The following is a 12,651-nucleotide window of genomic DNA, read 5'->3' on the forward strand; positions in this document are numbered from 1 at the left end:
GTGAACTGCACGACATCCACCATTTCCCAATCGCGATTTTTCCCGGTGTAGAACCCGTAGCCCTTGAGACTGCCATCAGCCTGTTGCTCGACCTGTAGTCGTACGCGAGTTCGTGCCTGTTTCAGGGCACGCAGTTGGTCTTCGGTATACAGCGCGCTGTCACCCAGGCTCGGGATCCAGAACAAGGCAACAACACCGGCCAATGTCGCGGCCCCGGCAGCGCCAAGGCCCGGAGTAGCAAGAGTGGGGGCGCCAAGGGCGAGCCGGCCGATGCCGAGCGAGAGGGTACTGCCACTGATGGTTTCGAGATTCAGTAGCCCTGTGTCGTCTACGTCACGAGCGCCAAGCCAGGCGATTTCACCGTAATCCTTGAGGCTGTCGGTGGGGACGACGCCTGAGGGATTCGAGTAGTCGATGATGGCGTCCGGCAAGTTGCAGGACTTGGCGAACACGCATCCGGCACGAACGGTTTCATCCTTTTTCGTCGAGCCTTGAAAACGATCTTCAAAAGCCTGCTGCCGAGCGAGCATGGCGTCGTAAGCGCTTTGTCGCGCCTCGCGCTCGGCCAGTTCGGTGGTGGTCATGAAGCGGTGGGTGACGTGATGACCGTCACCGGAGGGTGGGTTTTTAACCCTGGGAACTTCCTTGTTGCCAGCCACTGATCTTCCTTGCGTTCGTCCGTCGACAGCTCCCGAAAAAGGAGCTGTGCGACGTTAACGAAGGAGGTTGATGGTGGCTGTAGGACGAGTCCTGAATGTCGACAGGACTGTTCGCTATCTCAGGATTTCAGCACGGCGCCTTTGGCGTTAAGGGGACGGATCAATGTGATCCAGCACCCGGATCGCCGTGATCTCCGCCACCATGATGCTGTTGGAAATACCCAGCAAAGCGTGGCGCGACTCGCCCTCCAGATGATCGACCAAGTGATGGACCATCACATCGACCGAGGCCAGCGTCTCGACCAAAAACACTGCCAGGGTTTCGGCTGTGGCCTCTGGGTCCACGGCAAACAGTTTGCTGGGTTTACGCGCGGTGGCTTTGATATCGGCATTCGACGGGAAGTGAAAGTTGAGGGCGCGCTCGGCGGCGTCGTTGAGTTTTTTTGAATCGGGTTCGTACGGGGATGCCGGATCGGTGTCTGGCGGATTGGGCGTTACTTTGAACATTGGCTCGAACCTCATATGAGAGAGGCTGCAACCAGCTCGCGACTAAACGAAAGGGAGGCAGCTGTGCACAGGTTAGTCGACCGATGAGCCAAGAAATCGGCGCGCCGAAGCGCCCTGCGCACAGCCGCCATCGAGTGCAGGCATGGGAGACCTGGCTGATAGAGGCATTGTGCGTTCTTGACATCAACGGGCGACTAAACCCGATCACTGATGGGCAGTGACACGAATCAAGTTACCGAGCGGCCTCAAGGCGCACAAGCCGGCGGATTCTGGCGTAGCCGTAGGTAACGGCGCAAGGTCTTGTGGCTTTCAGGACGTAACCTGGACGGGTTTTAAACAAGCCCTTTCGGGCGATGTTTAATACCTCAAAAATCGAAGGTTCGGCTGGCTCAGGATTCGTCGGGACCCGAGACAGGCTTTGAAGGGGTTGGCTTTTGTGCGCGCCAGGCGGCGGGGGGCATGCCGAACTGGGTGATGAACCAGCGTGTGAAGGAACTCGCCATGGAATAGCCGAGCATGTCGGCGATGCGCCCCAGCGAATAGTTCGGGTTCTCCAGGTAACGCAGCACCAGGTCGCGGCGCACGTCGTTGATCAGGTCGTTGAAGGCGCAGCCGTCATCCTTGAGGCGACGTTGCAGCGTGCGTACGTTCATGCCCTGGGTCTGGGCGATCTGTTCGATGGTGGCGCGCCCCATCGGCAGCAGCAGGTAAATGGCCTTGCGCACCTCGAACAGCAACGATTGCCCTTCAGTGCTCAGCAAAGAGTCGAGGTAACCCTGGGCGTAACGGGCCATGGCCGGGTCGGCATGGGGGTTGGTCGCATCCAGGCTGGCATTGGGGCAGACAATGCCGTTGAACTCACTGCCGAACTCCAGCGTGCAGCCGAACAGACGGCGATGCAGTTGCAGGTTGTCTGGAGGCTGGTGCGTGAAGTTGACACTGTAGGGGTGCCAATGCGCGCCTAACAGCGCCGAGCACAAACGGAACATCACGCCGATCGCCAGCTCGTTGGCTTGCCGGGACGGCCGGAGTGTGTCGGTGACCACCTCTTCGCGAATGATCACCAACTTGCCGGCCTCTTCAATGAAGATGGCCAGCGAGTCGTTCATCAAGTGACGGTAATGCACCACGACCTGCAAGGCTTCACGCAGCGTGCGCTGGTGTGTGAGCAGCAAGCTGACCACCCCGAAGTCCGAGAGCTGACGCGACTCGGCCATGCTCAGGCCGAAGCTCTGGCAGCCACTGGCGACGGCCGAATCCTCCAGCAGACCCACGGCGGAATCGATGGGGATGCGATGCTCCGGCGCCAGCAGTTGGGCCCTGCTCAAACCATTGGCAGCCAGTACGTCACGGGGGTTGAACCCCAGGTATTGAGTGACCTCCAGGTAGTTGGTCAAGACGGCAGCGCGAACAAGCTTTGTCATGCGAAAAGTCTTCCCTGGGCCGGTAGCGTTGGAATGAGCGAGGCGACTATATCCAGCACATCATCAAATGAAAAGTTGTGGTGTTGGCGCTGATGTACAGCCGGTGACACCTCTAATCGCCCTCATCACATCGAGGTAAACCCTTCTCACGTATTGATTACAGTGGTCTTGGGCAATCTCGTTGCAGTTTTCGACCAGCGGGCACCTCACGTCGACCCCCCAAAATCTGTCATGAAAAGAAAAGCGACTGACGTCCAATGAAAAGCGCCGGGGGTGGGCGCTCTTTAATGTCAGCACTACAAAAAGCTTCTGACCACTGAGTCAGTCGAGTCATCGAGAAAGCGTAGGTGCTGATGTGGACAAACTGCAAACTGTCGCAACCGTTTTGATCGTGCCTGGCCTGCGTGAGCATGTGGCCGAGCATTGGCAAACATTGCTTGAGGCCAAACTCTGCAAAGTACGCAGTGTCCCTCCGCTTGAAACCGACAAGCTCGACTGTGCCGCACGGGTCCGTGCAATCCAGCACGAACTGGAGCAAATCGAAGGGCCGGTGATTCTGGTCGCCCACAGTGCCGGTGTCCTGATGGTCGCGCACTGGGCCGCCAAGCACAGTCGCCCGATCAAGGGTGCGCTGCTGGCTGCACCTCCGGATCTCAACGCAATCTGGCCGCAAGGCTATCCTTCCTCTGAATCACTGCGGGCCCATGGTTGGGATCCGCTGCCCAAAGGTCCGTTGCCGTTCCCAAGTCTGGTGGTCGGCAGCACCAATGATTACCTCGCCAGCCTGGAAGCCGTTAGTGATATGGCTCAGGGCTGGGGCGCCGAACTGCGAAATCTCGGTGCCGTGGGTCATCTTAATCCGGCCGCAGGATTTGGCCACTGGCCACAAGCCGAAGCACTCGTCCTCGAGCTGGATCGCTAGTTCAGGAGCCGACTGGCGTTAAGCCAACCGGCAAATGCCCTCACTCCTGGAAAGCGCAACTCCCTGGAACAAGGGGGTGCGTGAGGGCGAGTGTGCTTAAAACAAATACAAAAATGGCGGAGACAACGCAATGCACAACAATAAGAGTCACGGGTTCACAGTTTCGCGATACACCTTGCTGGCCTCGGCCATTCTGGCCGCGACAATGCCGACCGCCCACGCGTTTGAATTTGATACAGGTAATCCGGACTGGGCCGCTCGTTTGGATAACACCGTGAAGTACAACTACGGTGTGCGTACCGAAAGCGCCGACAAGCGCATGCTGGGGACGCCGAACAACAACGACGGTGACTACAATTTCCGCAAGGCGGGTACCAACATCACCAACCGTGTCGATCTGTTGACCGAGATGGACGTGGTGTACAAGAACGCCATGGGCTTTCGTGTCAGCGCCGCCAGCTGGTACGACAAGGCGTATGAGAACACCGGTTCCAACTCCAACCCGTTCGTCAACGGCAATGATGCACGCTCCGGTCTGGTCGCCAACGATCCACGCCTGGCCGGTGTCACCAACGACAACGTCGGTAATGGCAGCCCGCACCTGAGCAACTACGCCCAGCGCTACTACACCGGTCCGTCCGGCGAAATCCTCGATGCCTTCGTGTTCTACAGCACCGAAGTGGGCGAGGAGTCGATGTTCAGCGCCAAGGCTGGCCAGCACAACGTGTTCTGGGGCGAGACCATTCTCAACCCGGTGCATTCGGTCAGCTACGGCCAGTCCGGCCTCGATCTGGCCAAGCTGGCCGCATCGCCGGGTACTGAAGCCAAAGAGCTGTTCGTGCCGCGTAACCAGTTGTCGATGTCGTTCACCGTCAATCCCGAGTTGACCGTGGGCGCCCAGTATTTCCTGAATTGGGATGCTGCGCGTCTGCCGGAAGCGGGCACCTATTACGGTGGTTCCGACCTGGTCGGCTTCGGTGCGCAGTCGTTCCTGCTCGGCAACACCAACGCCGTGGTACCTGGCAGCCCATTGGGTTGCGGCCTGGCGCCGTGCAACGGCTTGACCAACGTGCGTCGCGGTCATGACCTGACACCGCACGACAGCGGCGACTGGGGCGTAATGGCCAAGTGGTCGCCAGCCTGGCTGGATGGCACGCTCGGCGTTTACTACCGCGAAACGTCGGAAATCCTGCCGCAAGCGTGGCTGGATGCCAGAGGTATTACCTCGGCCAACCCCAACGGCACCCGCCCGACCGGGCAAGTGCCTGCGGTGGTCAACACCCTCAACTCGCTGAACACTGCCACCTATCAACTGGCCTATGCCGACAACATCAAGATCGCCGGCCTGAGCCTGTCCAAGGACGTGGGCGGGGTGAGCGTGGGTTCGGACCTGAACATCCGTCACAACATGCCGTTGGCCAGTATCCCGGCGATTGTCAGCACCGCCAGCCCGCTGGGTCTGGGCAAAGGCCTGGGCCTGTTGCCGGCGCGTACGGATGCCACGGGTGTGGTCTATGACACCCCGAGCCGCGGCGACAGCATGAGCGCCACCGGCGACACCTTGCACTGGACGCTCAACGGTCTGATGACCCTGCCGAAAACACCGGTGTTCGATCAGGCAACAGTGCTTGCTGAACTGTATTACAGCAACCTGTTGAGCCTCGATGACAAGAACGAAGCACTCTACAAGGGCAAGGGCACCTATCGCGGCATCGACGCGCCGACCCGTGACAACTGGGGCCTGGCCGTCAACTTCACCCCGACCTGGTACCAAGTGTTCCCAGGCGTCGACCTCAACGCTCCGATGTCCGTCAACGTGGGTCTTGACGGCGTGTCACCGGTGTCCGGTGGCGGTGCCAAGGACACCGGCAACTATGCCGTCGGCGTGGGTGCCGTTGTGTACAACAAATACTTTGTCGACCTGAAATACGTGGACTCCTTCGGCCAGACCGAGAAGTGCAATAAAAGTGGCGTGAGCACCGGCCCGACGGGTGGCGATGGCTCTACTCCAAACGCTTTTAGCGGTAACGAAAACTATGCGTGCTACGCCGGTGGCTACTCGTCCTTCTCGGGTGGCGGTGCCACGACTGAAGACCGTGGTGCTGTTTACCTGACGATGAAAACCACCTTTTGATTCACCACTGATTTGCTCAATGCAAGCAGGAGAATAACAATATGAAATTTGTACAAACCGTATTGGCTGCCTCGCTGGCGATGGTCATCGCTGCTCAGGCACACGCCGCCGTATCGGCCCAGGACGCCGCCAAACTGGGCAGCAACCTGACCCTGGTCGGTGCTGAAAAAGCCGGTAATGCCGATGGTTCCATCCCCGCCTACAACGGTGGTCTGACCACGCCGCCGGCCAGCTTCAAATCCGGTGACAGCATGCGTCCGGATCCTTTTGCCAGCGAAAAGCCGCTGCTGGTCATCGACGGCAAGAACGTCGATCAGTACAAGGGCATGCTCACCGCAACCACGGCGGAACTGGCCAAGCGTTTCCCTACCTTCCATGTTGACGTGTACCCGACTCACCGTACCGTCTCGTTGCCTCAGGCCATCCTGGACAACGGCGTGAAAAACGCCACTGGCGCCAAGTCCCTTGAAGGTGGCCTGGCCATCGACAACGTGTTGCCGGGCATTCCGTTCCCGATTCCGCAGTCGGGCAACGAAGCGATGTGGAACTTCCTGTTGCGCTACCAAGGCGTCAGCATCAGCTCCAAGTACGACTCCTGGAACGTCGACTCGGCTGGCGTGGCGAGCCTGGCGACCACCGGGCAAGCGAACATCTCCTACCCGATCTATGAAAACCTCTCGCAGCCGATCAGCAGCGCTGACGTGTACTACCAGATGAAGCTGCAGTACACCGGCCCGGCGCGTCGTGCCGGCGAAGCAGTGATGCTCAAGGACGCCGCCAACCCGTTGCAACAACCGCGTCGCGCCTGGCAGTACTTGCCTGGCCAGCGTCGGGTCAAGCTCGCGCCGAACCTGGCTTACGACACGCCTAACCCAGGCACCGCAGGCGCAGGCACCTACGACGACGTGTTTGTGTTCAACGGCGCGCTGGACCGCTACGACTGGAAGTTGGTGGGCAAGCAGGAAATGATCGTGCCTTACAACACCTACAAGCTGACCTACGTCCAGGATCCGAAGTCGCTGACCACCCCGAATCACCTGGCACCTGATTTTGTGCGCTGGGAAAAACACCGCGTATGGGTCGTGGAAGGCAACCTCAAGGCCGGTGCCCGTCACATCTACCAGAAGCGTCGCTTCTACCTCGACGAAGACAGCTGGACAGCTCTGGCCTCGGACCAATATGACGCCCGTGGTCAGCTCTACCGTGGTTCGTTTGCCTTCCTCAGCCAAAGCTATGACAAGCAGGTTCCAGACTCCACCCCGTTCATGATCTATGACCTGGTGGGCGGTTCCTACAACATCAACGGTGTGGTCGGCCCTTACGGCGGCATCAAATACATCGAACCGCTCTCCAAGGCTCAGTGGTCGTCGGAATCCCTGGCGGGCGCCGGCATTCGCTAAGCAAACCGCGACAAAACGTTCATGCGGTCCACGGCTCACAAAGCCGTGTGACCGCGCGACGGTTGGTGCTCGCTGATCAGCGCGGCGCCAGTTCTTAACGTCGGGCTGCATGGTTGCAGGCCCTGACGCGGTTTTCCCAAGAGGACGCGGTATGTGTTCGAAAAAGTACCTGCAGCTGGCGTTCGGCGCCCTGCTTGTCTTGTCACAGGGCGCCACCCAGGCGGCCGGCTATATCGATGTGCTGGACCTGCCTGCCAGAGTCAGTGCCTTGGCGGTCAGCAGTCCGTTGTCCGGCATGACCCGTGCGGGCGACCGTTTGGTTGCCGTCGGGCAGCGTGGACACATTCTCTATTCCGATGACAGCGGTAAACACTGGCAGCAAGCAACCGTGCCAGTGAGTGCCGATCTCAGTGCGGTCAATTTTCCATCTGCCAGGGAAGGCTGGGCGGTCGGAAATGACGGCGTGGTGTTGCACAGCAGTGATGCTGGCGTGACCTGGACCAAACAACTGGATGGACGCCAGATCGGTGAGTTGCTGGTCAAGCATTACGATGCATTGGCCAGCGCCGAACCGGGTAACGAAGAATGGTCGCGGCTGGCTGCCGAAGGCCAGCGACTGGCAGAGCAGGGCGCCGACAAACCTTTGCTCGACGTCTGGTTTGCCAACGAACAGGTCGGCTATGTGGTCGGCGTGTTCAACCTGATTCTGCGTACCGAAGACGGTGGCCAGACCTGGACCCCGTTCCAGGATCGCACCGACAACCCGCAAGGCTTTCACCTCAATGCCATCGCTTCGACTGGCGACGCTTTGTATATCGCCGGCGAGCAAGGTCTGTTGCTCAAATGGGATGACGTCGGCCAGCGTTTCGCCGCCGTACAAACCCCTTATCAAGGCAGTTTCTTCGGCGTGATTGGCAAGCCGGGGGAAGTGGTCGTCTACGGATTGCGCGGCAACGTGTTGCGCAGCACCGATGGCGGCCAGAGTTGGACCGCGCTGGACAGCGGCCTGCACATCAGCGTCACCGCCGGCCTCATCGATCTCCATGGCGATTACCGCCTGTTCACCTTGGGCGGGCAGATGCTGGTCAGCCAGGGCACTGGCGCGCAATTGCATCTGGTTCAGCGCCCCGTACCGACGCCGATAGCCGGCGCCACCCAGGCCAACGACGGCTCACTGGTGGTCGCGGGTAGCCGTGGTGCCCGGGCACTGTTCGTCGAATAAGACCTTGAACCTTTAAAGCGAGAACCCAGACATGGGCAATATCAAACAAGACGCCATGCCGGTGATCCGCGACGTGCGCGATTTCGACCGTAAATCCGGCAATCTGCTCGAACGGCTGGTGTTCAACTACCGCCCGCTGTTCATGCTGATGATGGCGCTGGCCACCGTGGTGCTGGGCTACATGGCCGCGACACGCCTGGAGCTGCGTCCCAGCTTCGAAAAAATGATTCCGCAAAGCCAGCCGTACATCCAGAACTTCCTGGAAAACCGCCAGTCGCTGCGTGGCCTGGGTAACTCGGTGCGCGTGGTGGTGGAAAACACCCAGGGCGATATTTTCGATCCCGGTTACCTGGACGTGCTCAAGCAGGTCAACGATCAATTGTTCCTCACCGAGGGCGTCGAGCGGGCCTGGATGAAGTCGTTGTGGAGCCCGGCGGTACGCTGGACCGAAGTCACCGAGGAAGGTTTCCAGGGTGGCCCGGTGATGCCCGATACCTACCAGGGCAAACCTGAAGAAATCGAGCAACTGCGCCAGAACATTTCCCGTGCCGGTATCGTCGGCAGCCTGGTGGCCAGCGACTTCAAATCGAGCATGCTGATTGTGCCGCTGATGGACAAGGCAGCGGCTGGTGGCCAGCGCATCAACTATCACGCGTTCTCGCAGATGCTCGAAGAGCAGTTGCGCGACAAAATCGAATACGCCGGTGACAGCGCAGCGCGCAAGTCCGGCGTTGAAGGCAAGGGTCACTACAAGGTTCGGGTGATCGGTTTCGCCAAGTTGATGGGCGACCTGATCGATGGCCTGATTCAGGTGATGATGTTCTTCGGCCTGGCTGTCGTGACCTCGCTGATTATCATCTACGCCTACACCCGTTGCGTACGCAGCACCCTGCTGGTGGTCGGCTGCTCGTTGATCGCGGTGGTCTGGCAACTGGGCATCGTCGCCTGGCTGGGCTACGCCATCGACCCGTACTCGGTGCTGGTGCCGTTCCTGATTTTTGCGATCGGTGTGTCCCACGCGGCGCAGAAGATGAACGGCATCATGCAGGACATCGCTCGCGGCACCCACAAGCTGATCGCCGCGCGCTACACCTTTCGCCGTCTGTTTATTGCCGGCGTAACCGCGCTGCTGGCCGACGCCGTGGGCTTTGCCGTGTTGATGCTGATCGACATTCCGGTGATCCAGGACCTGGCCATTACCGCGAGTATTGGTGTTGCGGTGTTGATCTTTACCTCGCTGCTGCTGATGCCGGTTGCGCTGTCCTATGTCGGCGTCGGCGCCAAGGCGGCCGAACGTGCCCTGAAAATCGACACCCGCGCCGACCGCCACAAAGGCTTCGGTCGCTTGTGGGATATGCTCGACCGCTTCACCACCGCCAAGTGGGCGACAGGTGCTGTGCTGGTCGCGTTGCTGATGGGCGTCGGCGGTTTCATGGTCAGCCAGCACCTGAAGATCGGCGACCTGGAAAGTGGTGCGCCGGAGTTGCGTGCCGACTCGCGTTATAACCGTGACAACGCTTACATCACCCAGCACTACGCGCTGTCCAGCGACCTGTTTGCGGTGATGATCAAGACTGCACCGGAAGGCTGCCTGAACTACAAGACGCTGGTGCTTGCCGATCGCCTGGCCTGGGAACTGCAACAGAATCCGGGCGTGCAGGCGACCACGTCGCTGGTCAACGCCGTGCGTCAAATCACGGCCGGGACCTACGAGGGCAACCCCAAGCTCAACAACATCCAGCGTAACCAGGACGTTCTGAACTACGCCGCGCAACAAGCCTCGGTCAACTCTCCTGAGTTGTTCAACACCGATTGCTCGCTGATGCCGGTGATTGCTTACCTCAAGGACCACAAGGCCGAAACCCTGGATGCCGTGGTCGCCATTGCGGACAAGTTTGCCAAGGAAAACAGCACCGATGATCGTCAGTTCCTGCTGGCTGCCGGCAGCGCCGGTATCGAAGCGGCGACCAACATCGTGGTGCGCGAGGCCAACCACACCATGCTGCTTTACGTCTACGCAGCGGTGACGTTGTTCTGCCTGATCACCTTCCGCAGCTGGCGCGCGACGCTGGTGGCGCTGTTGCCTCTGGTCCTGACTTCGATTCTTTGTGAAGCCTTGATGGTGGCCATGGGCATCGGCGTGAAAGTGGCGACTTTGCCCGTGATCGCGTTGGGGGTGGGGATCGGCGTGGACTACGCGTTGTATCTGCTCAGTGTGCAGTTGCATTTCCAGCGCCAGGGTCTGTCGCTGTCCCAGTCCTACCGCAACGCCGTGTCGTTCACGGGCCGGGTGGTCGGCCTGGTCGGCATCACCCTGGCGGCAGGCGTGGTGTGCTGGGTCTGGTCGCCGATCAAGTTCCAGGCTGACATGGGCATCCTGCTGACCTTCATGTTCCTGTGGAACATGCTCGGCGCGCTGATCCTGATTCCGGCCCTGTCGTACTTCCTGTTGCGCAATCGGGCGCTGGAACGGGGTGACGTTACCGACGAAACCCCAGCACAAACCGATACCTGCGATACCGCTCAACGTCCTGGCATGCCCCATGCCGTGACCACTTCCGAGTAAGTTAAAGATGTCTGACTACAACGCTCCTCTGCGCGACATGCGCTTCGTACTCAACGAGGTTTTTCAGGTGTCCCGGCTGTGGGCCAGTTTGCCTGGCCTGGCTGAAGTGATCGATGAAGAAACCGCTGCCGCGATCCTCGAAGAGGCCGGCAAAATCAGCGGCGAAGTCATTGCACCCTTGAACCGTGCCAGCGACGAACAAGGTTGTACCTGGAACAACGGCTCGGTCAGCGCACCGGACGGTTTTGCGCAGGCGTACCAGGCATTCGCCGAGGGCGGTTGGGTCGGTGTCGGCGGTGATCCGCACTACGGTGGCATGGGCATGCCCAAGGCCATTTCCGCGCAGGTCGAAGAGATGGTCAACGCGGCCAGCCTGTCGTTCGGCCTGTACCCGATGTTGACCGCCGGCGCGTGCCTGTCGATCAAGGCCCACGCCAGTGAAGAACTGAAAGCGACGTACCTGCCGAACATGTACGCCGGCACCTGGACCGGTTCGATGTGCCTGACCGAGGCCCATGCCGGCACCGATCTGGGCTTGATCCGCACCAAGGCCGAACCTCAGGCCGACGGCAGCTATGCGATCAGCGGCAGCAAGATTTTCATCACCGGTGGCGACCACGACCTGACGGAAAACATCATCCATCTGGTCCTGGCCCGCCTGCCGGATGCACCGGCGGGGCCTAAAGGCATTTCCCTGTTCCTGGTGCCGAAAGTATTGGTCAATGCCGACGGTTCACTGGGCGAAAAAAACGCCCTGTCCTGCGGCTCCATCGAGCACAAGATGGGCATCAAGGCCTCCGCTACCTGCGTCATGAACTTTGACGGCGCGAAAGGCTGGATCGTCGACGCGCCGAACAAAGGCCTGGCGGCGATGTTCACCATGATGAATTACGAACGCCTGGGTGTGGGTATCCAGGGCCTGGCACAGGGTGAGCGCTCGTATCAGAACGCCGTCGCCTATGCCCGTGACCGCCTGCAAAGTCGTGCGCCGACCGGCGCGCAATGCAAAGACAAATCCGCCGACCCGATCATCGTCCACCCGGACGTGCGCCGCATGCTGCTGACCATGAAAGCCTTGAACGAAGGCGGTCGTGCATTCTCGACGTACGTGGCCATGCAACTGGACACCGCCAAGTACAGCGAAGACGAAACGACCCGCAAGCGTGCTGAAGAATTGGTGGCGTTGCTGACGCCGGTGGCCAAGGCGTTTCTCACCGACATGGGCCTGGAGACCACGATTCACGGTCAGCAAGTCTTCGGCGGCCATGGCTACATTCGCGAGTGGGGCCAGGAGCAACTGGTGCGCGACGTGCGCATCACGCAAATCTACGAAGGCACCAACGGCATCCAGTCGCTGGACCTGGCCGGGCGCAAGATCGTCGCCAGCGGCGGGGCGCTCTATCGTCTGTTCGCTTCGGAAATTCGCGACTTCACCGCCAACGCCAGTGCTGACCTTGGCGAGTTCACCAAGCCGTTGAACGCCGCGCTGGACACCCTCGACGAATTGACCGAGTGGTTGCTGGACCGGGCGAAAAACAACCCGAACGAAATCGGTGCAGCCTCGGTCGAGTACCTGCATGTGTTCGGCTACACCGCCTACGCCTACATGTGGGCGCGGATGGCCAAGGCCGCCCTGAGCGCGCCTTCCGAGGACGACTTCTACGCGAGCAAGCTCGGCACCGCGCGTTTCTACTTCGCCCGGTTGTTGCCGCGCATCCATTCGTTGAGCGCGTCGGCCCAGGCCGGCAGCGAATGCCTCTACGAACTGGATGCAGAGCAGTTCTGATCGCCATGCCCCCGCGACTTCCGGCCTAGCG

Annotated in this window: 9 protein-coding genes; 6 read left to right on the top strand and 3 right to left on the bottom strand. The window is 60.2% G+C overall.

Annotated elements, in window-relative coordinates; translation table 11 throughout:
• The 3 genes from C7534_RS31010 to C7534_RS31020 form a co-directional block, all read right to left on the bottom strand.
• Positions 1 to 659: S-type pyocin domain-containing protein (locus C7534_RS31010; protein WP_177412309.1), on the bottom strand; the 659-nt coding region annotated here is incomplete at its 3' end.
• A 147-nt stretch (positions 660 to 806) separates the two neighbouring features.
• Entirely contained in the window at positions 807 to 1,166 is a 360-nt protein-coding gene (locus tag C7534_RS31015) for a DUF6124 family protein (protein ID WP_109788128.1), read from the bottom strand.
• Positions 1,167 to 1,555: 389 nt separating this feature from the next.
• On the bottom strand, positions 1,556 to 2,590 hold the full coding sequence (locus C7534_RS31020) for an AraC family transcriptional regulator (protein WP_077430416.1): 1,035 nt from the start codon (positions 2,588 to 2,590) through the stop codon (positions 1,556 to 1,558).
• A 355-nt stretch (positions 2,591 to 2,945) separates the two neighbouring features.
• Here C7534_RS31020 and C7534_RS31025 point away from each other — a divergent pair, with 355 nt between their 5' ends.
• From C7534_RS31025 to C7534_RS31050, 6 genes are all read left to right on the top strand, one after another.
• Positions 2,946 to 3,512, top strand: coding sequence for an RBBP9/YdeN family alpha/beta hydrolase (locus C7534_RS31025; RefSeq protein ID WP_046028034.1), 567 nt, complete (start codon positions 2,946 to 2,948; stop codon positions 3,510 to 3,512).
• A 130-nt stretch (positions 3,513 to 3,642) separates the two neighbouring features.
• Positions 3,643 to 5,646 (top strand): DUF1302 domain-containing protein, encoded by a 2,004-nt coding sequence (locus C7534_RS31030; RefSeq protein ID WP_077430415.1) that lies wholly within the window; start codon positions 3,643 to 3,645, stop codon positions 5,644 to 5,646.
• 41 nt (positions 5,647 to 5,687) lie between these two features.
• The gene (locus C7534_RS31035; RefSeq protein WP_109788129.1) at positions 5,688 to 7,046 is read left to right on the top strand and encodes a DUF1329 domain-containing protein; all 1,359 of its coding nucleotides are present in this window, start codon (positions 5,688 to 5,690) and stop codon (positions 7,044 to 7,046) included.
• A 151-nt stretch (positions 7,047 to 7,197) separates the two neighbouring features.
• Entirely contained in the window at positions 7,198 to 8,268 is a 1,071-nt protein-coding gene (locus C7534_RS31040; protein ID WP_109788130.1) for a WD40/YVTN/BNR-like repeat-containing protein, read from the top strand.
• 31 nt (positions 8,269 to 8,299) lie between these two features.
• Positions 8,300 to 10,834, top strand: coding sequence for an efflux RND transporter permease subunit (locus C7534_RS31045; RefSeq protein WP_046028026.1), 2,535 nt, complete (start codon positions 8,300 to 8,302; stop codon positions 10,832 to 10,834).
• 7 nt (positions 10,835 to 10,841) lie between these two features.
• The gene (locus tag C7534_RS31050; RefSeq protein ID WP_109788131.1) at positions 10,842 to 12,620 is read left to right on the top strand and encodes an acyl-CoA dehydrogenase C-terminal domain-containing protein; all 1,779 of its coding nucleotides are present in this window, start codon (positions 10,842 to 10,844) and stop codon (positions 12,618 to 12,620) included.
• The last annotated feature ends 31 nt before the right edge of the window (positions 12,621 to 12,651 follow it).

The organism is Pseudomonas sp. OV226 (assembly GCF_003148705.1).
Taxonomy (GTDB): Bacteria; Pseudomonadota; Gammaproteobacteria; order Pseudomonadales; family Pseudomonadaceae; genus Aquipseudomonas.

Coding starts and splice junctions, on each gene's coding strand:
- C7534_RS31015 (WP_109788128.1), bottom strand. CDS start 1,166: ATGTTCAAAGTAACGCCCAATCCGCCAGACACCGATCCGGCATCCCCG.
- C7534_RS31020 (WP_077430416.1), bottom strand. CDS start 2,590: ATGACAAAGCTTGTTCGCGCTGCCGTCTTGACCAACTACCTGGAGGTC.
- C7534_RS31030 (WP_077430415.1), top strand. CDS start 3,643: ATGCACAACAATAAGAGTCACGGGTTCACAGTTTCGCGATACACCTTG.
- C7534_RS31035 (WP_109788129.1), top strand. CDS start 5,688: ATGAAATTTGTACAAACCGTATTGGCTGCCTCGCTGGCGATGGTCATC.
- C7534_RS31040 (WP_109788130.1), top strand. CDS start 7,198: ATGTGTTCGAAAAAGTACCTGCAGCTGGCGTTCGGCGCCCTGCTTGTC.
- C7534_RS31045 (WP_046028026.1), top strand. CDS start 8,300: ATGGGCAATATCAAACAAGACGCCATGCCGGTGATCCGCGACGTGCGC.
- C7534_RS31050 (WP_109788131.1), top strand. CDS start 10,842: ATGTCTGACTACAACGCTCCTCTGCGCGACATGCGCTTCGTACTCAAC.